This is a genomic window from Lentibacillus populi, from assembly GCA_014642895.1.
Classification (GTDB): Bacteria; Bacillota; Bacilli; order Bacillales; family Amphibacillaceae; genus Lentibacillus_C; species Lentibacillus_C populi.
Map to the genome: position 1 here is coordinate 14893 of BMJD01000009.1, position 25230 is coordinate 40122.

Annotated in this window: 21 protein-coding genes and 1 pseudogene; 20 read left to right on the plus strand and 2 right to left on the minus strand. The window is 36.1% G+C overall.

Annotated elements, in window-relative coordinates; genetic code table 11:
- Positions 1-233: 233 nt before the first annotated feature.
- Complete coding sequence (locus IEX12_RS07795) at positions 234-1373, minus strand: hypothetical protein (protein ID WP_188724883.1); 1140 nt, start codon at positions 1371-1373, stop codon at positions 234-236.
- A 466-nt stretch (positions 1374-1839) separates the two neighbouring features.
- On the opposite strand from IEX12_RS07795, the gene IEX12_RS07800 reads away from it, so the two are divergent.
- The 18 genes and pseudogenes from IEX12_RS07800 to IEX12_RS07885 all read left to right on the plus strand — a co-directional run bounded on the left by IEX12_RS07800 (position 1840) and on the right by IEX12_RS07885 (position 21679).
- A complete protein-coding gene (locus tag IEX12_RS07800) occupies positions 1840-2139 on the plus strand; it encodes a PTS sugar transporter subunit IIB (protein ID WP_188724884.1) in 300 nt (99 codons plus the stop codon).
- Between the two features lie 14 nt (positions 2140-2153).
- Entirely contained in the window at positions 2154-3392 is a 1239-nt protein-coding gene (locus IEX12_RS07805) for a PTS sugar transporter subunit IIC (protein WP_188724885.1), read from the plus strand.
- Between the two features lie 18 nt (positions 3393-3410).
- A complete protein-coding gene (locus IEX12_RS07810; protein WP_188724886.1) occupies positions 3411-3761 on the plus strand; it encodes a PTS sugar transporter subunit IIA in 351 nt (116 codons plus the stop codon).
- A gap of 5 nt (positions 3762-3766) precedes the next feature.
- A complete protein-coding gene (locus IEX12_RS07815; RefSeq protein WP_188724887.1) occupies positions 3767-5206 on the plus strand; it encodes a glycoside hydrolase family 1 protein in 1440 nt (479 codons plus the stop codon).
- Between the two features lie 75 nt (positions 5207-5281).
- Entirely contained in the window at positions 5282-7213 is a 1932-nt protein-coding gene (locus IEX12_RS07820) for a BglG family transcription antiterminator (protein ID WP_188724888.1), read from the plus strand.
- 417 nt (positions 7214-7630) lie between these two features.
- A pseudogene (locus IEX12_RS07825) lies at positions 7631-8616 on the plus strand (2-hydroxyacid dehydrogenase).
- Between the two features lie 17 nt (positions 8617-8633).
- The gene (locus IEX12_RS07830; RefSeq protein WP_188724889.1) at positions 8634-9305 is read left to right on the plus strand and encodes a GntR family transcriptional regulator; all 672 of its coding nucleotides are present in this window, start codon (positions 8634-8636) and stop codon (positions 9303-9305) included.
- A gap of 132 nt (positions 9306-9437) precedes the next feature.
- Complete coding sequence (locus IEX12_RS07835; RefSeq protein WP_188724890.1) at positions 9438-10358, plus strand: dihydrodipicolinate synthase family protein; 921 nt, start codon at positions 9438-9440, stop codon at positions 10356-10358.
- A gap of 12 nt (positions 10359-10370) precedes the next feature.
- Complete coding sequence (locus IEX12_RS07840) at positions 10371-11324, plus strand: hydroxyacid dehydrogenase (RefSeq protein WP_188724891.1); 954 nt, start codon at positions 10371-10373, stop codon at positions 11322-11324.
- A gap of 21 nt (positions 11325-11345) precedes the next feature.
- A complete protein-coding gene (locus IEX12_RS07845) occupies positions 11346-12521 on the plus strand; it encodes a mandelate racemase/muconate lactonizing enzyme family protein (protein ID WP_188724892.1) in 1176 nt (391 codons plus the stop codon).
- 321 nt (positions 12522-12842) lie between these two features.
- Complete coding sequence (locus IEX12_RS07850) at positions 12843-13574, plus strand: FadR/GntR family transcriptional regulator (protein ID WP_188724893.1); 732 nt, start codon at positions 12843-12845, stop codon at positions 13572-13574.
- Positions 13567-14493: a 5-dehydro-4-deoxyglucarate dehydratase gene (kdgD, locus tag IEX12_RS07855; RefSeq protein ID WP_188724894.1), complete on the plus strand. Its 927-nt coding sequence runs from the start codon at positions 13567-13569 to the stop codon at positions 14491-14493. The genes IEX12_RS07850 and kdgD overlap by 8 nt, the downstream gene beginning before the upstream one ends.
- Positions 14494-14523: 30 nt before the next feature.
- On the plus strand, positions 14524-15984 hold the full coding sequence (gene gucD, locus IEX12_RS07860) for an alpha-ketoglutaric semialdehyde dehydrogenase GucD (RefSeq protein WP_371871283.1): 1461 nt from the start codon (positions 14524-14526) through the stop codon (positions 15982-15984).
- Positions 15985-16100: 116 nt separating this feature from the next.
- Positions 16101-17114: a mannonate dehydratase gene (locus IEX12_RS07865; protein WP_188724896.1), complete on the plus strand. Its 1014-nt coding sequence runs from the start codon at positions 16101-16103 to the stop codon at positions 17112-17114.
- A 3-nt stretch (positions 17115-17117) separates the two neighbouring features.
- Positions 17118-17711, plus strand: coding sequence for a tripartite tricarboxylate transporter TctB family protein (locus IEX12_RS07870; protein WP_188724897.1), 594 nt, complete (start codon positions 17118-17120; stop codon positions 17709-17711).
- 14 nt (positions 17712-17725) lie between these two features.
- Positions 17726-19222 carry a tripartite tricarboxylate transporter permease gene (locus IEX12_RS07875; protein ID WP_188724898.1) on the plus strand — a complete coding sequence of 499 codons (1497 nt, stop codon included), beginning with the start codon at positions 17726-17728 and terminating at the stop codon, positions 19220-19222.
- Positions 19223-20218, plus strand: a complete 996-nt coding sequence (locus IEX12_RS07880) for a tripartite tricarboxylate transporter substrate binding protein (RefSeq protein ID WP_188724899.1) — start codon at positions 19223-19225, stop codon at positions 20216-20218.
- Between the two features lie 93 nt (positions 20219-20311).
- Positions 20312-21679, plus strand: coding sequence for an enolase C-terminal domain-like protein (locus IEX12_RS07885; RefSeq protein ID WP_188724900.1), 1368 nt, complete (start codon positions 20312-20314; stop codon positions 21677-21679).
- Positions 21680-22591: 912 nt separating this feature from the next.
- Here the strand turns inward: IEX12_RS07885 and IEX12_RS07890 are convergent.
- Entirely contained in the window at positions 22592-23041 is a 450-nt protein-coding gene (locus IEX12_RS07890) for an Lrp/AsnC family transcriptional regulator (RefSeq protein ID WP_188724901.1), read from the minus strand.
- A gap of 306 nt (positions 23042-23347) precedes the next feature.
- On the opposite strand from IEX12_RS07890, the gene nikB reads away from it, so the two are divergent.
- Together nikB and IEX12_RS07900 are read left to right on the plus strand one after the other, a co-directional pair.
- Positions 23348-24289: a nickel ABC transporter permease gene (gene nikB, locus IEX12_RS07895; protein ID WP_188724902.1), complete on the plus strand. Its 942-nt coding sequence runs from the start codon at positions 23348-23350 to the stop codon at positions 24287-24289.
- 14 nt (positions 24290-24303) lie between these two features.
- Positions 24304-25200 (plus strand): ABC transporter permease, encoded by an 897-nt coding sequence (locus IEX12_RS07900; protein WP_188724903.1) that lies wholly within the window; start codon positions 24304-24306, stop codon positions 25198-25200.
- Positions 25201-25230 lie beyond the last annotated feature (30 nt).

Genomic DNA, 25230 nt, shown 5'->3' on the forward strand with positions numbered 1-25230 from the left:
GATCAATCAATGATACAAAAGAAGTTATCAGATTAGTATGCTGTGTGTTTGTACATAATCGAAAATAGGAATTACGTAAAATGGCAATGGACATCACTGCTATAGGTAATCGTGATAAAAAATCTGTACATTAGTAGAACTACGGGGACAAGAACCTGGTCCACCTGGAGGAAATGGCCCAATATTTCTGTCCCCGTAATCATCAAAACTTCTAAAAAGGTAAAACAATTAACCTATTTATTCTGCAAAATTTTAATATGCGAAGTACTCTCCTCGTCATCTTCATCCTTTGTCGTGTAGCCATAGGCGATGGTGCTTCCGTCTAGACTAACCGTTACATTATCAATCTCCTCATTTTCTTCTAGTTTGATTGTATGAATGGTTTTTAGTTCTTCTGTTTCAAAATCGAAAAGTTTTATGTCATTTTCATCAACGATAATGACATTTCCGTCTGAGAGTGTAAATAATGCATTTCCTTTTCCAATTTCGATCGATTCTTTCGTATCCACATCGAGAGCGTGGTATGTAACAATGATATTTTCATCATCGGAATCATTAACGCCGTATGTAATGTATTTCCCATCGGAGGTTAGCATTGTCGTATATCCGTCCGCTGGCAGCACATTATTTGATGAAAGCAAGGTTTCCGTTTTTTGTGCTTCTATATCATAGGCGAAGATTCCCCCATCTAAAACTGAGGCATAAACCATGGATGCATCCGCTGATAAAAAGAAATGGGGGTAGGATTTTAATTCTTCTCCCACTTCAAGTTTAATATCATGAATGAAATTCAAATCAGTAAATTCATTGTTGTCTATGTTCCAGATGTAGGTCTCGGCGTCTTCTAAATCCGTATTTGTTACGGTATGTATATAGGTTCTCGGCTCCTGCAAATAGACACCATGGCTAGGCAATAAGATATCGTCACGGTCATTTTCAGCTACGAATTCTTCTGTTTTGTCTGTAGCAGGATTATATTCTAAAATAGAATGTCTCTTGTTTACTTCTGCATCCCAATCCGTCTTACCATTAATGATATTACCGGATCCGGACAATATGGAGAATTGGTCAAATTTCTCAATATTAAGTTCTTTCACATCTCCATCTACCCAGACGTAACGTCGTTTGTCATCTCCCAGTCCACCATCATTTTCTCCCCATAACAATGTATTTCCATCCTCATCGAGGGAAAAGTTAAGCTTGGAAACCGTTCCTTCTAAATCGATTGTCTCCAATTCTTTATAACTTGCTTGATCATCTTTACCAGACTTTTTATCTTTCCCTACTTCTGTGGAGTCACTGTTTTCTCCACATCCTGCAAGAACTATCAATATAAAGGCTGTAAAAATAAATAAATAATGCACTTTTTTCATTTTACTGTCAACATTCCTTTCGCTTTTTTCACACTATAGTTAAAACTATCATAACGGGGTGTGAAGGAACATGGGGATAAAGAACCATAAATAACCATGGGGTCTAGAAACACGGGACAATATTCCTGTTCTTGTGAAGCCATTGTCTCGGATCCGGGGGTCCTGTATATTGTTTATATATTTAAGAGTGGAAGTTTTGGTAAGTTAAAGTAGGTAGACATTACTCCGATCAGGCGAGTACAGTAAAAATGGGTAAATTATTACATCATCGACGGGATGTCCTTGAAGAAAATCACTGAGCAAGAAGGGCGTTACGATCGATGCGGTGTAGCAAAAACATGCTTTATTTACAATGTTATCAGATAGAATGTTAAGAAAGTTCCTCCTAGGAGGAACTTTTTCTGTTTGTTTTCATTTTCAAAGATAGATAGTCTTGAATTATAAAGAATATAGGGGGTATAAAAAAATGAAAAAAGTATTATTAATTTGTGGAGCTGGGGCTTCAAGTGGTTTTATGGCGGGGTCAATACGAAAGGCTGCAAAAAAAAGAAAATATGAGATTTCAGTAAAAGCTAGAAGTGAAACAGAATTAGAAGAATATATAAATGAGATTGATATTTTGTTAATTGGGCCACATTTAGCCTATAAAGAAGAAAGCTTAAAAGAACAAACCAAAAATAAAAATATTAAAGTAGCAGTTATCCCACAGGCTATTTATGGAGCGTTAGATGGCAATAAAGCACTCGATTTAATTATAGGTGAGTAATTAGGAGGATTGTCATGGATAAAATAATGCAGTTTATGACTGATAAATTTACACCTATCGTAAATAAAATTACTAAAAACCCATGGATTTCAGCAGTTCAGGATGCAGTAATGACCATATTGCCTCTGATTTTAGTAGGTTCACTTGTAACTGTTGTATCTTTATTAAATAACTTATTTCCTAATTTACCCGATTTCTCTTTAATAAATAGCTTTTCATTTGGACTAATTGGATTATTAGTTGCATTTTTAATACCTTATTATGTTTTGGAGAGAAAAGGTATTAACAATAGAAAGGTTATTTTCGGAGCTACATCACTTGCACTATACCTTATGCTTCTATCACCTGTTGTAACGGAAGATGGTAATATTACTTTTATTTTTGATCGTTTTGGTGCTACAGGGATGTTTCTATCTATTGTTATAGGTTTAGTGGTAGCGGCAGTAATGAATATTGCTTCAAAAAAATCATTTTTCTCTGAAGACAGTGTGATGCCAGACTTTGTGAAGACTTGGTTTGACTCCCTTATTCCGATAACTGTACTAATGTTAATTGGATGGTTTATTTCAGTACCAATGAACATTGACTTTTTTGATGTCATTCTAAAGGTATTTAGTCCATTAACAGATATCGTTCAAACATATCCTGGTTTTGTATTATCTATTTTCATACCGGCCTTCTTTTATACATTTGGTATAAGTCCTTGGGCAATAATGCCGGTTATATATCCAGTTTATCTATCGGCAATTGCGGAAAATGCACAACGTGTTGAACAAGGTCTTGAACCAACTAATATTGCTGTACAGGAGACTGTCTACGCATTTACAAGTATGGGGGGTGTAGGAACAACCCTCGCATTAGCAATTATGATGCTTATTGCTAGTAGATCAAACCGGTTAAAAGCAATTGGACGAGCAACAATTGTGCCATCAGTATTTAATATCAATGAACCATTGATGTTTGGAGGTCCGGTTGTATTTAACCCATTTTTAATGGTTCCAGTATGGATTTCTTCCATTGTTGTTCCATCAATCGTATATTTTATAATGAAATTTGGGTTAGTAGCGATACCTGCTAAAACATTTCTGCTTTGGTATGCTCCTTATCCACTGTCATCTTACTTAGCAACACAAGATTGGATGGCAATCATTTGGGCTATTGTTATATTCGCAGTAACATTCTTAATTTACTTTCCATTCTTTAAAGCCTATGATTTACAGGAGTTAAAGGAGGAAAAAAGTGAACAAAATTAATTAGAAAGAGGTTTAGTTATGCCAAATGACAATAATAATCAGCATGTTGATGAATTAACGGAATTATCAATGAATATTATTCTTCACGCTGGTAATGCGCGTAAGCATGTAATGGATGCTCTGGTTGAAGTAGAAACGGAAAATCACTCAAAGGCAGAAGAACTATTAGAACTTGCTAATCAAGAGATAGTAACAGCACATCGCCTGCAAACTTCGACATTGCAAAAAGAAGCAGAAGGGGAACAGATCCGTTATTCCACACTTTTTAGCCATGCGCAAGATACATTAATGACAACAAAGAGTGAACTCTTATTATCTGAGCGTTTCATTTCAATCATTAAAAGAATTCAATCAAAAAGAGAGGGGTAGATCAAATGGTCGTAAAGGGATTTCCAGAAAACTTTCTATGGGGTGGAGCAGTTGCTGCAAATCAATGTGAAGGTAGTTTTGGTTTGGATGGAAAAGGGCTAAGCCTCGCAGACGTTCATTTATACAATAAAGATATAGATATTAAAAAAGTAACCCTAGATTCTGATATGACATTAGAACAGGTAAAGGCAAATATGCTTGATGAAGAAGGGTTCTATCCTAAAAGGCACGGTATTAATTTCTACCATACTTACAAAGAAGATTTAAAACTACTTCAAGAAATGGGATTTAAAACCTTTCGTACCTCGATTGATTGGTCACGTATTTTTCCAAATGGTGATGATACCGAACCAAACGAGGCTGGTCTAAAATTCTATGATAATTTAATTGATGAGTGTTTAAAACTCGGAATGGAGCCAATTATTACAATGCTTCATTATGAAACGCCACTTGCGATTACTCTAAAGTACGGCGGATGGCATAATCGAAAAGTTGTTGATTTATTTTCAACTTATGGTGAAGTATTGTTAAATCGTTATAAAGGTAAGGTTAAATATTGGATTACTATTAACCAAATTAATTTAGTCCACTTCGAATCATTTAACTCTACAGGTATTTGTATTGACCAAGTTGAGAATATGGAAGAAGCAAAATTTCAGGCTATACACAATCAGTTTGTTGCAAGTGCGAAAATTGTTAAAAAAGCAAGGGAAATTAGCCCCGATTCTCAAATTGGGACAATGGTAGCTGATTCCACAGCATATCCATTTTCTTGTAAACCAGATGACGTCGTACTTGCAATGAAACGTAATAGACTACAGTATTATTATACTGATGTCCAACTACGCGGTTCTTATCCAAAGTATATGAGACGCTACTTTGAAGAAAACGGAATTAATATTAAAGAACAACCAGGGGATGCAGAACTACTTGCGAATAATACAATGGACTTCTTAGCACTATCATATTATTATTCACAGACTGTATCAGCAGATAGAAACTCAATGGATCCAACTGATAGAATAAAAAATCCAAATTTAGAGGCAAATCCATGGGGGTGGGCTATCGATCCAAAAGGATTTTATAACACTTTAAGTCAATATTATGATCGTTATGGTGTCCCATTAGTGATTGCTGAAAATGGATTTGGTATGTATGATAAAATTGAAGAAAACGGAAAAATAAATGATGATTATCGAATTGCTTATTTATCGGCTCATATCGCTCAAATGAAAGAAGCCATTAAAGATGGAGTTGAAGTTATTGCATACTGTGCCTGGGGGCCAATTGATATTGTTAGTTGCTCTTCCGCAGAAATGGAAAAACGTTACGGCTTCATTTATGTAGATCTAGATAATTGGGGAAGAGGAACGGGAAAGCGAATTAAGAAGGCAAGTTTTGATTGGTATAAGAAGGTAATTGAGTCAAATGGGGAAGTTCTATAATGTGATTAAGAAGCTATCTGAATTCCGGATGGCTTCTTCTTGCAAATTTTTGTAAAATCGGAGGTGAAGTAAAAAGTGAAAGAGAAGACATCAGAAAGACTAATAAACTATTTGTTACATCAAAGTAATTGGCAAACAGCTTCAGTTATTGCTCAAAACCTACAAGTTACGGATCGAACGATAAGAAAATGCGTGGCAGAATGGAATAATAAATTAGATTCTAACGTAATAATTTCAAGTAAACATGGTTATAAGCTTAATATTATTGCCTATCAAAAGGCTCTAGAAGGTAAGAATAAAAATAATTATCTCCCTGCAACTAAAAAAGATCGTGTGAATTATATTATTAACAAACTAATAAAGATGAAGATAAAATTGAATGTATATGATTTGAGTGAAGAACTATTTGTATCTGAAGAAACAATAAGAAATGATATTAAGGAAATTCGAAAGTTTTTAAATAAGTTTGATTTAAAGGTTTCTGTAAAAGGTGATAATTTCACTATTGAGGGCGAAGAACCAGATAAGCGGAAGGCAATGCGCTTTCTAGTATTTGAAGAGTCCAAAAATCCTGTTAACCTAAGAAGGAGTATACAAGCGATACTAAAGGAAATTGATATTAATGATTTACAAAAGATAATTACAGATACGTTGTTGAAACACAACTTTATTATTAATAACTATGTAATGGAGAATATTTTACTTCATTTTGCGGTTACTATTCAAAGGATTTATGAAAATAATATTATTCAAGACAATCCTCGTAATCAATCGGTTGAGAAAACCAGTGAATATGAAATCACTAAAGAAATTACAGGGATAATTGAGAAGGATTATGGGATAAACTTTAGTAATGATGAAATCTATAATCTAACACTTCCCATAATCGGAAAAACAACGCTTTCCAATTATAATACTTTAACCCTTGAAGAGCTTAAAGATTATGTTGGCGAGCCAGTTATAACAATGGTAAAGTCAATTTTAGAACAAGTAGAAAAAACTTACTTTATTGAAATGTACGATAAGGAATTTGTTATTAAACTCATTATACACATCCATAATCTAATCAATCGTGCAAACTTTAGTGACTTATCAAGGAATCCTCTTGGAGAGGAAATAAAAACATCTTATCCTCTAATTTATGATATTTCAGTATTTATTTCGAGTATGATAGCTGAAAAAGCTGGAATAAAGATTAATGATGATGAAATTTCATATATTGCACTTCATATTGGTTCATATATTGATTCAAAGAGTAGTAATAATAGAATAAAATGTGTAGTGATTTGTCCGCAGTATTATGATATTCATAAGGATATTTTGAATAAATTGGAAGAAAACTTTAATGATTCTCTGTCTATAACAATGTTAGTTACAGAGTTAAATCAACATATAGAGCAGATTCAGGCCGACTTGATTATTTCAACAACAATGATTACTAGTGAAAAAACAAATCATATCATAGTCGTACATCCATTTATAACAGATCAGGATATTAAGAATATTAGAGAAAAAATTGGCTTAATAAAAAGAGAGCAAAAAATGGAAAATATGTCTCGATATTTAAAGAAATTTTTCCGTCCAGAATTATTCTTTCGTAATATTTCTGTAGATGATAAATATGAAATTATTGATTTCTTATCAGATAATTTAGTGGAAAAAGGTTATACGAATAAGTCTTTTACTTTAGAAGTAAAGGAACGTGAGCATATGTCCTCAACGGTTTTTAATCATGGTGTTGCAATGCCGCATTCTATGAAAAGAAACGCTATAAGAACAGGTATTTCAATACTAATCCAAGAAGAACCTGTGCAGTGGGATGAAAAATATGTTTCTATCATTGTGCTTATTGCTGTGAATAAAGAAGACAGTCATATTTTTGGAGACATTCTTGAAAACTTTATCAACATTCTTTCAGAAGAAAAGAATATTGGAATTTTAAGTCAATCTAAAGATTATGATGATTTTAGTGAGAATTTGTTGTTGTTGATGGAGAGTCAAGATTAAGGATCAAGAAAGATCGAGGAAGTTCGGGAGGTTTCGCATTGTAGATGAGGCGTGAGGAAAATCCCCTTTCCAATTGTAGATTTTCAACACGCTCTTTGTAGTAGAGATTGCGCCGTATATTCCATACTTTAAGTATAAGGGTAGGAACCCGGCTCGCCTAGTCGAATTCCCACTTTTCCATATTTCACTTTATTTATAGGATGGTACGCGCTTTTATTTCACTATGTGCCTGCTTTGTTCGATTGGTAATCCGTCCAATAACCAGCGTAACTGCCGTGGGTTAATAGCATAGGGTAAACAGGGGCATTAATTCCTCTTCCTAAACATTTGCCTACAATAATTTTGAAATTTATTATCGAATGTTATTGACCTTTAAAAGATTCTGATATATCATATATCATGTAAAGGAAGGAAACCATGAAGCCAGAGATTATATTGTATAACCTGATACCAAATGAGCTTTTGGAACAATTAAAAGAACATTTTATCGTGCGTTATCACAAATTGGATACAAAAATGAATGCTAGTTTTTATGAAGACTTGATTAAGGCTAAAGGTATTATTGGATCGAAAATGAAGATAAACCGTACGTTATTAAAAAAGGCTCCCAATTTAAAAGTAGTAGTGAATATATCTGTGGGCTATGACAATTTGGATTTAACAGAACTGACCAATAGGGGAATTATGGCAACAAATACGCCCGATGTTCTTACCGATACAGTTGCAGATGCAATATTCGGATTGTTATTATCCACTTCCAGAAGAATTCCTGAATTAAATGATTACGTGAAGTCAGGTAAATGGAACGAGAATATTGGCGAGGAATTGTTTGGAATCGATGTTCATCATAAAACATTAGGTATTATTGGTATGGGACGAATTGGTACCGCCATTGCCGAAAGGGCACGTCATGGTTTTAAAATGAACATTCTATATCATAATCGTTCCAACAATCAAAAAGCAGAAAAGGAATTAAATGCTACACATGTTAATTTTGAACAATTATTAAGGACTCAGATTTTATTTGCCTGTTGGTTCCGTTACGTCCCGAAACGGTTCATTTGATTGGGGAAAGCGAATTTAAATTAATGAAGAATTCAGCTATATTTATTAACGGGTCACGTGGTGAATTAGTCGATGAAAGGGAATTAATCAAAGCCTTAAACAATAACGAGATATTGGCAGCCGGTTTGGATACTTATTGTGAAGAACCAGTAAATAAAGATAATCCATTGTTGCAGATGAACAATGTAGTAACATTGCCACACATAGGTTCTGCAACGTATGAAACAAGATATGAAATGGCAAAACTTGCCGTGGAAAATTTAATCAAAGGAATTAGTGGAGAAGTACCACCTTCGCTTATAAACCAAGAGGTACTCATAAAATCAGGGGCGAAATAGAAAAGGAGAATTACATCATGGAAAGTGAAATTAACAAAAGAATTAGTCAACAATCACGTTCGGTCCGAGATTTAATATATGAGGGACTAAAAGAGGCTATATTGAACGGTACATATGAACCCGGATTTCATTTAAGAGAGAGAGAGTTGTCAAAACAATTTCAAGTAAGCACAACACCGATTAAAGAAGCTTTAAGACAGCTTGGCAAGGAGGGATTGGTGGTTACACAGCCAAGGAAGGGGACTTTTGTCTCTAAAAGTGTAATGAGTTCAGTTGAGGAAATTACATGGGCAAGAGCTGCTCTGGAGGGTGTTGCTGCCCGTTTAGCGGCAATTAAGCGAACAGATGAAGACTTGAAAAAGTTGGATTCAATTATTAAAAGAATGGAACAATTTACAGGAGAGAATAATACGCAAAAACTACGTGATTACAATAGCGAATTTCATCACTTGATTTGCCAAATTGCCAAAAATGATTATATCGCAAATCAAGTGGAAGCGGTACGTTCGTATGATCAATTTGTCAGAAAAAAAGCTTTATCAGATGTCAGTGAACACGATCGAGCCTTCAAAGATCATTATTTAATTTACGCAAAAATAAAGGAGCAAGATCCGGATGGTGCTGAAGAAGTAATCCGAAACCATATTAATCGTTCGTTAAAAATTGCTCTTAACAAAAAAGAAAATTAATTTTTATATACTATGATATATCAGATATCAGTTGTAAGGAGGTGAACATTAATGAGTGAAATAATTAATGATAAGGGCTGGTTGTTACTTTAACAGTACAAGTAAAAATATAGTTAAAAGTGAGGGTTAGTTATGGATTATGCAAGTTTCAGTGAGAAATTGGCCGCAGTTTCGGCGATTAATATAGTTCCATTTCATTGTGAAACAAAAGATATTAATTGGGAAGGATTAGAAGAAAATATTAACTTTTTAATTAAGCACGGGCTTAAGGTAATTGTATCGAATGGCAACACAGGCGAGTTTTATGGATTGCCCCTTGCGGAAGCTAAAGAAGTAACAAAAAAAGTAGTGGAAATTGTAGATGGTAGGGCTACAGTGATAGCGGGGATTGGATATTCAGTGGGTACTGCAATTGAATTGGGGAAGGCTGCACAAAGGGATGGTGCTGACGGTGTAATGATTCATCAGCCAATTCATCCATACATTACAGAAGATGGAGCTGTCGATTATTTTAAAAATATTATTAATGAATTAGATATACCATCTGTCATTTATTTTAAAAATCCAAACTTAAGTGATGATGTGATTCATAGATTAGCCCCTTTAGAAAAATTTGCAGGTGTCAAATATGCTATAAATGATTTGCAAAGACTAACAAAAGCTATTCGACAGACCCCGAAAAGCAGTAACATTGCCTGGATTTGTGGAACAGCTGAAAAGTGGGCCCCCTTCTTTCATCATTCTGGAACAGTGGGATTTACTTCCGGACTGGTTAACGTGAATCCCGAAAAATCATTGGTCTTGTTTGATGCATTACAGGAAGGGGACCAACAGCTAGTATGGGATATTTGGGAAGAAATCCTGCCATTCGAAAACCTTCGTGCAAAATATAACGATGGAAACAATGTTGTTGTTATTAAAGAGGCCATGGAACAGTTAGGTTTGACAGCGGGAATAACTCGAGAACCAGTAGGGCCTTTACATGAGAACGATAAAAAGGAACTGTTCACTATCTTGAATAAATGGTCTAAAATCAGCAAAACGCAAGCCTAGGGAGTGGTGTAAATGCATTTTAAGGTATTAATTCCACAACAAATTGATTCTGAGGGCGTCAAATTGCTGCAGAAAGCGGGAGCTACAATAATTGATCCACCAAGTTATGATGAAGAAACCTTATTGACGTATGTGCAGGATGTAGATGCGATTTTAGCAAGGACAGAAAGGTACAGTCAAAAAGTACTGGAAAACGCGTATAGACTAAAAATTATTGCTAGACATGGCATTGGGGTTGATAATATCGATGTTAAGGCAGCAAACGAGCGTGGCATTTTAATTACAAATGCACCCACCGCAAATATCAATGCCGTAGCTGAATTGGTACTGGGTTTTATGCTTTCTGGTATGCGGAATTTATTGAATGCTGACAAGGCAGTTAGGTGTGGAGATTTTGAGATCAGAAATCGATTGTTTGGTTATGAGCTAAGGGGAAAAACTTTAGGAATTATTGGATTTGGAAATATTGGCCGTTTGATTGCAGACAAAAGTAATGATGGACTTGGGATGAATATTCTTATTTACGATCCATATATATCCAGGGAAAATGTACCATCAAATATGGAAGTAACTAATAAGTTGGAAAACCTGTTGTCACATTCGGATGTCGTGACACTACATGTTCCATATTCGCGAGATACACATCATTTGATTAACCGTAAATCTATAAAACTAATGAAAAAAGATGCCTTGTTAATCAATGCGTCAAGGGGCGGGGTTGTTGATGAGGATGCGTTAGCAGATGTCCTGCGAAAAAATGAAATAAGGGGAGCTTGCATTGACGTTTTTGAAAACGAGCCACCAGTAATGGAGCATCCATTATTTCAATTAGATAATGTGATTGTGACTCCTCACTTGGGAGCGCTAACGTTTGAAGCGTTTAAAGAAATGGCCTTGACAACTGCCGGGGATATTATTGCCGTTATGAAGGGTGAAACGCCTGTTTATCCTATAGTCATAAAATAAAGTCATAGGGGGAGAAGTAGTATGAAAATAACAGATATCGAATTACATGCTGTTGGTGTTCCGCGGCATACAGGTTTTGTTAATAAGCACGTTATTGTGAGGATTCATTCTGATGAGGGAACAGTAGGAATCGGTGAAATGTCTGATTTCTCTCATCTACCTCGTTATTCGATTGACTTAAATGATTTAGGGAAGGGATTAAAGTCAGTTTTAGTTGGTAAGGATCCGTTTAATTTAATGAAAATCAACCAAGACCTTCTCGACAACTTCCCAGAGGCTATGTATTACTATGAAAAAGGGAGCTTTATTCGAAATGGAATTGACAATGCATTACATGATTTATGTGCTAAGTACCTGAATGTTTCTGTTTCTGACTTGTTAGGCGGGAGAGTTAGAGACAAGCTAAAGGTTTGTTATCCAATTTTTAGACATCGTTTCATGGAAGAAGTAGAGGAGAACATGGATGTAGTACGTAAGAGGTATGAACAGGGCTTTGATGTTTTCCGTTTATATGCAGGAAAAAATTTAGACGCGGATGAAGCATTTTTAGCGAAGGTTAAAGAGGAGTTCGGATCAAGGGTGAAAATCAAATCCTATGATTTTAGTCATCTTTTAAATTGGAAGGATGCTTTGCGGGCGGTTAAAAGACTTTCAAGATATGACTTAGGGTTGGAAATGATTGAGAGTCCGGCACCTAGAAATGACTTTGAAGGCTTATACCAAATAAGACTGAAGACAGATTACCCGATCAGTGAGCATGTATGGAGTTTCAAACAACAACATGAAATGATTAAAAAAGATGCAGTAGATATCTTTAATATTTCTCCAATATTTATCGGCGGGCTTACATCTGCCAAGAAAGCAGCTTATGCAGCAGAGGTAGTAAATAAGGAATGTGTATTAGGTACCACACAGGAACTTTCGATTGGAACAGCTGCAATGGCTCATTTAGGTTGTTCATTAACAAATATTCATTACACCTCAGACCCGACAGGTCCAGAACTTTATACCGGGGATGTAGTAAAAAACAAAATAATTTATAAAGATGGTTATTTACACGCTCCCGATAAAAGCATTAAAGGTCTAGGTGTAGAGATTGATGACGTATTATTAGAAAAGTATCGAGTTCCGGATTTGAGTTGGGGGGAAGTAACCGTGCATCAACTTCAGGATCGAACCTCTGATTCCAAAGAGTAGCTAAACGCAAAAAAGAAGTGATTATTTTTTACATTGTCCTGGTGTGTATCGGTTGCACTATCACCAATAAGTGCGTCCAATTTGTTAGTAAGTAATATGTTGAAAGTTACGTGGTGGCAAGTGGGTTTTAGATGGAATAGATGTTATGTCCTGACGACAATTTTTATAGGGTTGATTATTTATATTATCCTCCACATAAGTACAATTTAAAATTAAATTGTTCATTTGTCGGACAAATGGAAAATCCTCTTGACGGAATTGGGTGAAAATTGTACAATGTATGATAACTAACCAGCCAAGGAGGAGAAAACTATAAATAAATTGCGCGGTGACATTAAATTAAAATCCATAAAAAAGAATACGCTTTCAGAACTTGTGATGGATGAGATTATCAATTTGTTAATTAGTGGTCAAATAAAGGTTGGCGACAAATTGCCCCCAGAGCTTGAATTAATGGAAAGACTTTCTGTTAGTCGGCAAGTTTTAAGAGAAGCATTAAGTTCACTTGAAACTATTGGAATATTAAAAAGGAAAACGAGAGGGGGGACATATGTAACAAATAAAATCGGTAGTAGACCATTCCGAATCATGCTAGCTTCGTCAGCAGCAAATATTGAAACACTTATTGAAACAAGAATGTCCCAAGAACTAGGCTTTGTAACACTTGCAGCAGAAAGTATCGCAGATAAAGAATTGGAGGGATTAAAGTATACAATTGATTCAATGAAAAACCAGTTAGGTCATTATGATGAACTAGATAAAGAATTTCATAGAATTATTACATCATCAGCAAGTAATAATGTGACTGCGGGGATCATTGAACCATTAATGAATTTCTTTTATGAAACATACTACACCATTTCAGAGAAGGACCGAAATATTGAATTGACAATAGAACAACATACAGCGATATACGAAGCACTTAAAAATCATGATCCTTTTGAAGCACATAAAGCAATGTATTTACACTTGGATAATGTGAGAAGGCGTATGAAATTAGCTAGAACAAAACAAAGAAATGTGACTAATGAAGAGGTGAATTTGAATGAATAGAGTAGCACCAACAGGAATTCTTGGGTTTCCAGTTACACCACTTGATGATCAGGATCAAGTAGATGAGTTGGCTTTGACGCATAATATTGAATTCCTTTTAGACTCAGGGTTAGAAGCAATGTTTGTTGCCTGTGGCGCAGGTGAATATCATTCATTGGAATTACAAGAGTATGAAAGTTTAGTTGAAATTGCCAAGTCAGTAGTAGGTGATAAGGTACCGCTTTATACTGGAGTCGGTGGGAATATTACAGATGCGTTAAGAAAGGCGGAGGTCTCTGAAAGGCATGGAGTTGATGGTTACCTGATTATGCCGCCGTACTTGATTCACGGGGAACAAGAAGGTATTTTTCAATATTTTAACACAATTGCTAGTCATACAGATTTAAATGCAATAGTCTATCATAGAAATAATGCGGTAATGCAACTCAGTACACTGGAAAGGTTGGCAAGAACTCCCCAAGTAGTCGGATTTAAGGATGGGTATGGAAGTATGGAATTGAATATCGAGTTCACACAAACCCTAGGGGATCGATTTAGTTGGTTGAACGGAATGCCAATGGCTGAAGTAACCATGCCAGCATATGTACCACTTGGTTTTAAGTCATATTCATCAGCAATTTCAAATTATATCCCGCATATTTCCAGGAAATATTTTGACGCTTTACTTTCTAATGACAAGGAAATGGTGAACGATATTTATCAGGAGGTAATACTTCCAATAAATCGAATTCGTCGTCAAGGGAAAAGTTATGCCATTTCATTAATTAAAGCTGGCATGGAGATTGTCGGGTTGCCTGTTAACAGTAGTAACGTTAGACCGCCCGTTACCCCTGTTACAAAAGAACATTATCAACAACTGGAAGAAATATTGAAGAAAGCTCATGATAAATATCCAGTAGATTTTACTAAGAGCTTATAAGCACTGAAAGTTACAGAAAGGATGGGGAAGATGCTAAAAACGGAGGAAAAAAGCTATTTAAATTTTATCAATGGACATTGGAGTTCTTCAAGTAGTAATGAGCAATTGAAAAGCATAAATCCGGCTGTGCAACATGAAGTAGTCGGTTATTTGCAAAAATCTACTGTGGAAGATCTAAATCAAGCCGTAGCTGCGGCAAAAGAGGCCAAACACAATTGGAGAAAATTATCAGGAAATGCTAGAGGAAACTACTTATACAGAGTTGCTGATATTCTAGAGAACCGGTTAGATGAAGTTGCCGAATCGTTAACACGGGAAATGGGTAAGACATTACCCGAAGCAAAGGGAGAGACTGCTAGAGGTATAGCTATATTAAGGTATTATGCCGGTGAAGGTTTAAGAAAAATTGGTGATGTAATCCCCTCAACAGATAGTGATGGGTTAATGTACACGACACGTACCCCTTTAGGTGTAGTCGGGGTAATAACACCTTGGAACTTCCCAGTTGCCATACCACTTTGGAAAATGGCACCAGCATTAATTTATGGTAATACTGTAGTGATAAAACCGGCTACTGAAGCGGCTGTAACATGTGCAAAAGTGATGGAATGTTTTGCAGAAGCCGGACTTCCAGAAGGTGTTGTCAACATGGTTACTGGTCAAGGCTCTGTAATCGGTCAAGGTATTGCTGAACATCCAGACGTTGATGGTGTGACATTTACAGGTTCTAACCAAGTTGGGAAACAAATAGGGCAAACCTGTTTAGTCAGAGGCGCAAAATATCAGCTCGAGATGGGTGGGAAAAACCCAGTAATTGTTTTGGAAGATGCTGATTTAGAGTTAGCTGTTAAGGCGATTATCAGTGGTGGATTAAGCTCAACTGGACAAAAATGCACAGCAACCAGTCGTGTGATTGTACAAGGAACGGTATATGATCGATTTAAAGAGAAACTATTAAATGAAATTGAAAAATTAACCGTGGGAAATGGACTATCGAAGGATAATTGGATGGGCCCTTGTATTAGTCAATCACAATTAGAAAAAATCCTTTATTATATTCAAAAAGGTAAAGATGAGGGGGCTTCTCTTGTTTTGGGCGGTAACCAATTAACGGATGGTGAACATGGTAATGGTTATTATGTGGAACCTACAGTATTTGAAAATGTAAGTAACGACATGACAATTGCCCAAGAAGAAATATTTGGACCCGTACTTGCTCTAATAAAGGTTGAAACAGTAGAAGAAGCCATTAAATTAGCGAACGACGTAGAATTTGGTTTGAGTGCATCCATTTTTACGACTCACATTCAAAACATGCTGTCCTTTATCGATGACATTGAAGCTGGACTGGTTCGAGTAAATGCAGAGTCCGCGGGTGTGGAACTACAAGCGCCGTTTGGCGGTATGAAGAATTCGAGTTCACATTCCAGGGAACAGGGAAGGGCTGCAATTGAATTTTTCACATCAATAAAGACGGTTTTTATAAAATAATAGTTAAAATTTCTCTTCTAATCCCCATGTGAATGGGGATTAGAAGGAGATTATAACGATTTTATCAAGAGAAAATTACTTATATTGGAAGCGCTTGCAAATGAGGGGGATTGAAAATGGATGTGTCGATAACAGTGAACCACACCGATTTGAGTGAGGTTGATTTAAAACAATTAAGCCAGTTAGGAGTTGATTACGTTGATTTTGGAAATGGGGATTCCTTCAAAGGGGTTAAAGAACAAGGATATCCCGATCTAGATGAATTGATTAAATTAAGAAATAGATTGAGAGAATGGGGACTGGATATAAACCGCGTGACCCTGCCAAATATCACCTCTGAATATATGGAAAACAAAGAAGGTGGAGAGAGGGAGATTCAAAACTCTCTTAACGCTATAAAAGTATTTAGTGAGGCAGGTGTCAGCATTGTAAGACAAAGATTTGCCGGTGATACTTTTCCTAATGTAACAAGAGATTACCGAGCTCCACAAAGAGGGGGAGCTTATTCTAGGGGAGAAAGTCTAAATTTTAATAAGCAACCCATGGATATCAGAACATTAGAAGAACATGAAATCTGGTGGGAACGATTTAGTGCTGCATACAAACAGCTGGTACTGCTGGCACAAGATTGTAATGTGAAAATGGCAATGCATCCTTCTGACACTCCACTGCCGGACACTCCATTTGGCGGGTTGGGCTACCATAGGATTATCGATCAATTTCCGCAGAAGAATGTAGGTTATGTCTATTGTGTTGGAACACGTGCTGAGGCCGGAGGAACGCCACTAGTACTAGACGAAATCAATCATTATGGCCGTAAAAATAGAATATTTCTTGTTCATTTTAGAAATGTAAAAGGAAGTCTTCCTACAGCAGGGGCATTTGAAGAGGCCCTATTGGATGACGGGGATATGAATATGTTCAAAATCCTTCTGGAACTTCGGAAGGTAGGGTATGAAGGTTGTCTTAACCCCGATCATGTTCCTTTAATGGAAGGAGATAAGCCTAATTTAAACAAAAACTGGGCGAATTCAAATATAGGATGGACACATTCAAGTATTGGTTTTGCTTATTCTGTTGGTTATATTAAGGCTTTACTTGCAGCATTGGTTGAATTTGAGGGGAGGTAAAGCATGAACGTACATGAGAAATTAAAAACAAAAGATTTAATTGCGGCAATTGCTTTGTTGATTATCTCTATCATCATTTATACGGATACTTTTAATATGAAGACTCTAACAGTTTCCCAAGTGGGTCCGGATTTTGCGCCTCGTGTCGTGTCGATCGGAATTTTTATCTTAAGTCTGATTCTTTTATTCCAAACATTAAAGGATTGGATAATGGCTGCCAAAAATGTATCAAGTGCTAAAGCTTCCTATATAAAAGATGCAAAGGAAATGGAGAGTAATAAGGGCTATGAAAATGATAACGATGTGCAAGATCATGTTAGTGCAACATTAATTGAGGATAAAGCGTCAAGATGGTTGCGATATAAAAATGTTCTAATTACGACGGTGCTGATCGTATTGTACATTTTACTTATGCCAATAATAGGCTTTTTAATCACTACTGCCGTATATTTATTTATCCAATTTTGTTTACTGGGTCAAAGAAAGTATTGGAATATCCCATTGTTTCTTATCTTATCCATTTTGACATCCGTTATTGTTTACTACGTATTTCGTTTAGGGTTTGAAGTAATGCTTCCAGCAGGGATTTTAGGATAAGGTGGTGTTTACACATGTTAGCAGATTTAATCGCTGGTTTTTCCACTATGTTTCAACTATACAATATGTTTCTAGTTATAGCAGGTGTAGCGATGGGGCTTGTGTTTGGTTCCATTCCAGGCCTTACTGCAACAATGGCTGTAGCAATATGTTTACCTATTACATTTGTAATGGATCCAAGTTCAGGTATGGCCCTTCTAATGGGGTTGTATATAGGAGGGGTGTCAGGTGGTCTTATTCCGGCAATATTATTGAAATTACCAGGGACCCCTTCATCTATTTCAACAACGTTTGACGGTTATCCGATGGCACAAAAAGGGGAGGCAGGTAAAGCATTTGGTTTTGCGATTATTTGTTCATTTTTAGGTGGGATATTAAGTATATTCGTATTGATTTTAATTTCCCCGCCATTAGCTGAATTTGCATTAAAGTTTGGACCGATTGAGTATTTTGCTATTACGATCTTTGCCCTTACATTGATTTCCAGTTTATCAGAGGGTTCTATTGTAAAAGGTATGCTGAGTGCATTGCTTGGTATGTTTCTCGCCATGGTTGGCTCCGCTCCAATTGATGCCTTTCCAAGGTTTACTTTTGGTATGTATCAACTGGATGCAGGATTCAGTTTGTTACCAGCCTTGATTGGTCTTTTTGCAGTAGGAGAGATATTAATAATCTCCGAAAAGAAAATAAATCCATTGGCCCAAAAAATGAATACCAAATTAAAAGGAATTGGTGTTTCAATAAAGGATTTCATAAGCCAAGGATGGAATTTCTTACGTTCGAGTTTGATTGGAATAGGTATAGGTATATTACCAGGTATTGGTGGTGGGACAGCTAATATTATTGCATATGCAACGGCTAAAAACCAATCTAAAACCCCTGAAAAGTTTGGTAAAGGTATTGCGGATGGTGTTGTAGCCTCCGAGTCTTCAAATAATGCAGCAATCGGGGGTGCTCTTGTACCACTTATGGCGCTTGGAATACCAGGCGATACCGTAACGGCAATGTTACTTGGAGGTTTGGTTATTCACGGACTGCAGCCGGGTCCGATATTTTTTACACAAAACACAGACATTGTTTATGGTATATTTGCTGCATTAATTATTGCCAATATTGCGATGTTATTGTTTCTTATTTATGGAATGAGGTATTTTATTAGAATTCTAAGCATTCCAAGACATATCCTTTTGCCAATTATTATTGCACTTTGTGCGGTCGGAGCATTTGCCGAAAATAATCGAGTTTTTGATATTTGGGCATTGTTATTTTTCGGTATACTTGGTTATTTATTAATTAAGTTTAAATTTCCAATAGCACCTGTAATATTAGGATTCATTTTAGGTCCGATTGCTGAAACTAATTTGCGAAGAGGTCTTCAATTAACTGATGAAAGCTTTTGGCCTTTTTTAACGCATCCGATTGCAGCGGTATTTTGGGTTATTGCAATTGGGTCAGTAGTTTTGAAGGCATGGGGTAATCATAAAAAAAAGAAATCATTAGGAGGGGTTTAAATGAAATTTGTTAATCCAAGGTTTTTATTTTTTGCAATATTTATCGGAATGTTCTTGTTACTTGCTGCCTGTAGTAATTCTACGGACGGAAAAGCCTCAGAAAATGGATCAGATGATTACCCTGAAAAGTCTATTACTGTGGTTGTACCTGCAGGGGCCGGTGGGGACACGGATCGTAACACAAGAACATTGGCAAAAAATCTTGAGGATGAACTTGGTGTAAGTTTGGTAGTACAAAATGTTAACGGAGCCGGTGGAAGTACGGGAACTAGACAGGTGCTTGATGCTGATCCAGATGGGTATACTGTACTTGCGTTTCATGATGCAGCTTTGATAAATAATGTATTAGACCTTACAGATTACAGTATTGCTGATGACTTTGAAGTTGCAGGTATTGGTATCTTAGATAAAGCAAACACATTTATGGTTAGTGGAGATTCAAAATTTGATAATTTGCAGGATATGGTTGCATATGCTAAGGACCATCCGGGAGAGGTGAAAGTCGCAACGGAAACTGGAGCATTTACACATCTCCAATTGTTAAAATTACAGGAGGAAGCGGATGTAGAGTTTAATATAGTAGATGCTGGGGGTGCAGCAGACAAGATTAAGGCATTGCTAGGCGGACAGGTTGATGTTGTTCCTACCAGCCTGGGACTTGTTCAAGAATACGTTGATTCAGGTAAAATGAAAAGTCTCGGAGTGATGTCAGATGAGCGTCTTGAACTATTTCCTGACGTCCCAACTTTTAAGGAGCAGGGTTACGACGTAGTATTTGATAAAATATTTTTCTGGGCATTCCCTCCAGAAACTCCGGATGATGTTGTGAATAAGTTCTCAGATGCTATGGAAAAAGTTGTGAAAGAAAATGGGGAATTCGCTGATAAACTGAAAGGTTATGGTGTAAATCCGGAATATGTTGGACCTGGAGAAGCTGAGAAGTTAATTAAAGAAACCCAGAATAATTATAAAGAAATATATGATTCAAGTAAATAATGGTTGAATAGTTTTTAATAAGGTAGGGTGTTTAAAGCACCTTACCTTAGCCATGTTTGGTTTGAAATAAATATTTTGTATGGAGGATCAATTATGGAATCACATTCACTGGATAAAGAGGAGAAAACTTTAAGGTTTGATGCACCTGTTGTTACAGAAATGTCTGTTATTCCTGTAGCTGGTAAGGATAGTATGCTATTAAATCTAAGCGGCGCACATAGCCCCTTTTTTACGAGAAATATTGTAATATTAAAAGATAGTACAGGAAATATAGGAGTTGGTGAAGTCCCAGGTGGCAATAGAATCAAAAATACTTTAGAAGATACAAGAGGCTTTGTTGTTGGTAAAAAAATCAGCCTATTTAAAAATATTTTAAGTAATATTAGGAGAAAGTTCGCCTATAAAGATCAAACAGGAAGAGGTAGCCAAACTTTCGATTTAAGAATTGCAATACATGCTGTTACTGCTTTAGAGGCTGCATTCTTAGATTTACTTGGAAAATTTTTAGGTGTTCCCGTATCAGCCTTATTGGGTAATGGACAACAACGAGATGAAGTAGAAACGTTGGGTTATTTATTTTATGTAGGTGACCGAACGAAAACAAAACTTCCGTATGATAGTAATCCTGAAGTGGAAGATGATTGGTTAAGACTTCGGCATGAAAAGGCATTGACTCCAGCATCAATTGTAAAACTAGCAGAAGCAGCACATAAACGTTATGGGTTTAAAGATTTTAAACTTAAAGGCGGCGTTTTGCGTGGGGAAGAAGAAATGGAGGCGATAACTGCTCTAAAAGAAAAATTCCCTGACGCAAGAATTACACTTGATCCTAACGGAAGTTGGTTGCTGAAGGATGCTATAAGGCTTTGTAAAGATAGTCATGGTATTCTAACATATGCAGAAGATCCGTGTGGAGCTGAAGAAGGTTTTTCTGCACGGGAAGTAATGGCCGAGTTTCGTAAATCAACCGGCATACTGACTGCCACTAATATGATTGTAACGGACTGGCGTGAAATGGGGCATGCCATCCTATTACACGCTGTAGATATTCCATTAGCAGATCCCCATTTTTGGACAATGCAGGGATCTGTACGCGTTGCGCAAATGTGTCATGAATGGGGGTTAACCTGGGGCTCGCATTCCAATAATCATTTTGATATTTCATTGGCAATGTTTACGCATGTTGCAGCAGCAGCACCCGGAAGCATTACTGCTATTGATACACATTGGATTTGGCAGGACGGTCAAAGGCTAACAAAAGAGCCATTTAAAATTAGGGATGGGAAAGTTTCAGTTCCTAAAAAACCAGGTTTAGGTATTGAAATTGATATGGAAAAGGTCAAACAAGCCAATAAACTATATGAAGAAAATAATTTAAATGGTCGAGATGATTCGAAGGCTATGCAATATTTGATTAACGGATGGAAGTTCAACAAAAAGAAGCCTGCATTAATTCGATGAAAAATTTTTTAAAAGGAAATTTAGTAATTTTATAATGATATAAAGGAAGAACGCCAAAGGACGCATTGAATTATAATAACTTTATGAAACTGCCAATTCTGGATTCTAGCGGGATTGAATTGAAGGATAATGCATTTTGGGAGAAAGTGCAGGCCGTGGTAACGGGGTGGCAGCTTTGGTAGAACGAGAAGAGAAAAAGGTTAACCCAGACGAGATTAGGAATGTTTGAGCGCGAGAATAAAATGATGAGCTTGTATAAGTAGATGCCACTGACGCCGATATTAAAAATAAAGTAGAATATAGTAGAATCAGGATTTTTGTTTCTGGTTCTTTTTTGTTTAATTTATCTTTTTAAAAAGGGGATATTTGTCTACGGTTAGTTTTGTAAAAAGCCAAGATATTAACCCCGTATCACATTGTGTGAAACGGGGTTTGGTATATCTAAATTAACCTTTAACAACCTGTTCTAATAACGCAAGATCTTCCGTTGCTTTAGCACTAACATGGGTAGCATTTTATATCATGAATATCTACAGTTTGACAGCGTCTTTATCGAATCCCGCTTTTTTGCCTTCAACGAAATTGAATTGTTTTTCCTTTCTAGTTCATCTAAGGAAAAGACGCGTTTAATTTGACTACTAACTTTGGCTATAGCAGCACCAATCGTATTTGCCACCCGTTGATTCTGTATCGGCTGATTAAACCGACTGGATAAAATTTCATTCAACCGTATGCCAACAGCAAGTAAAATCTTTTATTGCTGTAGAGGTATTGATTCTTACTTAATCAACTCCATGAATCCTAAGCTTCTGTTTAGAGTTTTAAGACGCAAAAAGTATTTTCTAGATAATCTTAATAGTGTCTTTATGTTTAGAATAAAAAGACTGGAGTGTATTCCATTATATGTGTTTCCTACAATTTAAACCCTGCTCTGCTCTTGAATCGTTTCAAAAGTACGTGACACTCTACTCTAGTTATCCCTTGTACAGAGTATAACTCACTATTTATGAAGGTTTCGAGCATCTTGAAATCTTCAACTAGAACATGCATATGAAGTGTGCTTGGTCCTGTCATTTGGTATATGCTTGCTACCGTTGGATTATCTGCTAAATTTTTAGCAACTTCCTGTAATTGCTTTGGTTCGACATCTACTTCAAAGAACGCAGAAACACTTTTACCGAATTTTTCTGAGTTAATGACAACAGTAAACTTTTCAATTACCCCGTCTTTTTTTAAATTGTCTATTCTTTCTTTAACTGCAACTCTTGATATACCAACTTTTTCAGCAAGTTCAACATAAGATAATCTCCCATCCTGTATCAATTCCTCAATTATCTTTTTATCTAATTCATCATAGTTCATAAACAACCTCCAATTACGATTTTAGAATAAGAGATAAGAAGTATCAGGTTAATATGTTGGAATATTTTAAATAAAACTCTTTTATATCATTATATATATTAATTTCAAATTAAACAACTGATTTCAATCATTAATAAGAATTATTTTAACAATATGTAAGTAATATTTGTAGATAATAATATAAATGTAATAATTTTTTCACTTTTGTTTTATTTTTGTATTGACATATTTCGACCGTTTTAGTAATATTATTGGTAATTTATCAAATAGACTGAATATGTATAATAATTTTTAGGAGGTGACTACGTGATAAGTTTAGTAGCTAGAAGAATTCTACAATTAATACTTTTACTTTTAGGTATATCGTTTATTGTATTTATGAGTATGTATATTGCACCGGGGGATCCAGCTACGGTCATTGCTGGACCTACCGCGTCTGCTTCGGACCTTGAGGCAATAAGAACTAATTTAGGGCTTGATAAACCAGTGCTTGAACAATATTTTAACTACTTAGGTGGGATATTGCATGGTGACTTTGGATATTCCTACCAAACAGGGCAAACTGTGACAGATGCAATTTTAACTCGTTTCCCAAATACACTGAAGCTTGCCATTGCTAGTATGATTGTCGCAACCATCATTGGCATAGTGGCAGGAATTATATCGGCAATCAAACAAAATTCATGGATTGATGTCACAAGTACCACTATTGCTTTATTTGGAGTTTCTATTCCGAACTTCTGGTTAGGAGCCATGCTTATTCTGATATTTTCTGTTAATTTGCAATGGTTCCCGGTTGGAGGATTAAATGAATCCATTTTTAGTATTTCCGGAATCAAACAATTAATTTTACCTGCAATAACGTTAGGTACAGCTTCTGCAGCTTTAATTGCCAGAATGAGCAGATCATCTATGTTAGAAATAATACAGTCAGACTACATACGAACTGCAAAAGCAAAAGGGGTAAAGCAAAAATCGCTTATTTGGGTTCATGCTTTAAGAAATGCCATGATTCCAGTGATCACAGTAATTGGTATAAACTTTGGTTCTTTACTAGGTGGTACAATTATTACTGAACAGGTCTTTGCAATAAATGGTATTGGTAGATTGATGATTGATGCGATTGCATCTCGAGATTTTCCAATTGTTCAGGGAACGGTTTTATTAGTAGCTGCTATTTTCGTAACGGTTAATTTGATTGTTGATATTATTTATGCCCTAATTGATCCAAGGATAAGTTACGACTAGGGGAGGTGGAAAATATGCAGGATAACGCTGCACTAAACTGGAAAAAACCTAAAGCAAAAAAGAAAGAGAAAATGCTCATACAGACAATTAAACGTTTACTGAAAAACAAGTTAGCGGTATTGGGTTTGGTTATCATTGTATTACAAGTTATATTAGCGGTTTTTGCTCCTGTATTGGTCAACTATAGTCCGTATGAGCAAAATTTATCCGAAACCCAATTAGGAATAGGTTCCCCCGAACATTTGCTAGGTACTGATAATTATGGCAGGGATATTTGGTCCAGACTGGTATACGGGACACGGATTTCCTTGATTGTTGGGATCTCATCTGTTGGCTTAGGGTTGATAGGAGGACTAACTTTAGGGCTATTAAGTGGCTATTATCGAAAGTTAGATGGAGTCATAATGCGTATTGTAGATTTATTATTTGCATTTCCGGGAATTCTGCTGGCGATGCTAATCATCGCGATTCTGGGAACTAGTATTGTGAACGTAGCTATTGCAATAAGTATATGGTCAATTCCAGGATGTGCAAGGATTGTCCGGGGGAGCGTATTATCAATAAAAAAGCAGGAATATATTCTAGCAATGAAATCTATTGGCGCAAGTAACTCCAGAATTATTTTAAAGCATATATTACCTAACTGTTTAGCACCAATTATTGTGTTTGCAACAATGAGAATGGCAACAACTATTTTGTCAACGTCTGCTTTAAGTTTTCTGGGTCTAGGTGCACAACCCCCTACTCCAGAGTGGGGAGCCATGATTGCAGACGGACAGGATTTTATGTGGACCGCTCCACATATGTCAATTGTACCGGGGATAGCAATTATGTTAGTGGTATTTGCGTTTAATGTAGTTGGTGATGGACTACGGGATGCACTTGATCCAAATATGAACTTGGATGTGTAATATTAAATGAATGAAGGGATGATAGATGGA

What these genes read in the sequence shown, in the direction of transcription:
- IEX12_RS07795 (WP_188724883.1), bottom strand. Translation starts at nt 1,373, where the DNA reads ATGAAAAAAGTGCATTATTTATTTATTTTTACAGCCTTTATATTGATA.
- IEX12_RS07800 (WP_188724884.1), top strand. Translation starts at nt 1,840, where the DNA reads ATGAAAAAAGTATTATTAATTTGTGGAGCTGGGGCTTCAAGTGGTTTT.
- IEX12_RS07805 (WP_188724885.1), top strand. Translation starts at nt 2,154, where the DNA reads ATGGATAAAATAATGCAGTTTATGACTGATAAATTTACACCTATCGTA.
- IEX12_RS07810 (WP_188724886.1), top strand. Translation starts at nt 3,411, where the DNA reads ATGCCAAATGACAATAATAATCAGCATGTTGATGAATTAACGGAATTA.
- IEX12_RS07815 (WP_188724887.1), top strand. Translation starts at nt 3,767, where the DNA reads ATGGTCGTAAAGGGATTTCCAGAAAACTTTCTATGGGGTGGAGCAGTT.
- IEX12_RS07830 (WP_188724889.1), top strand. Translation starts at nt 8,634, where the DNA reads ATGGAAAGTGAAATTAACAAAAGAATTAGTCAACAATCACGTTCGGTC.
- IEX12_RS07835 (WP_188724890.1), top strand. Translation starts at nt 9,438, where the DNA reads ATGGATTATGCAAGTTTCAGTGAGAAATTGGCCGCAGTTTCGGCGATT.
- IEX12_RS07840 (WP_188724891.1), top strand. Translation starts at nt 10,371, where the DNA reads ATGCATTTTAAGGTATTAATTCCACAACAAATTGATTCTGAGGGCGTC.
- IEX12_RS07845 (WP_188724892.1), top strand. Translation starts at nt 11,346, where the DNA reads ATGAAAATAACAGATATCGAATTACATGCTGTTGGTGTTCCGCGGCAT.
- kdgD (WP_188724894.1), top strand. Translation starts at nt 13,567, where the DNA reads ATGAATAGAGTAGCACCAACAGGAATTCTTGGGTTTCCAGTTACACCA.
- gucD (WP_371871283.1), top strand. Translation starts at nt 14,524, where the DNA reads ATGCTAAAAACGGAGGAAAAAAGCTATTTAAATTTTATCAATGGACAT.
- IEX12_RS07865 (WP_188724896.1), top strand. Translation starts at nt 16,101, where the DNA reads ATGGATGTGTCGATAACAGTGAACCACACCGATTTGAGTGAGGTTGAT.
- IEX12_RS07870 (WP_188724897.1), top strand. Translation starts at nt 17,118, where the DNA reads ATGAACGTACATGAGAAATTAAAAACAAAAGATTTAATTGCGGCAATT.
- IEX12_RS07875 (WP_188724898.1), top strand. Translation starts at nt 17,726, where the DNA reads ATGTTAGCAGATTTAATCGCTGGTTTTTCCACTATGTTTCAACTATAC.
- IEX12_RS07880 (WP_188724899.1), top strand. Translation starts at nt 19,223, where the DNA reads ATGAAATTTGTTAATCCAAGGTTTTTATTTTTTGCAATATTTATCGGA.
- IEX12_RS07885 (WP_188724900.1), top strand. Translation starts at nt 20,312, where the DNA reads ATGGAATCACATTCACTGGATAAAGAGGAGAAAACTTTAAGGTTTGAT.
- IEX12_RS07890 (WP_188724901.1), bottom strand. Translation starts at nt 23,041, where the DNA reads ATGAACTATGATGAATTAGATAAAAAGATAATTGAGGAATTGATACAG.
- IEX12_RS07900 (WP_188724903.1), top strand. Translation starts at nt 24,304, where the DNA reads ATGCAGGATAACGCTGCACTAAACTGGAAAAAACCTAAAGCAAAAAAG.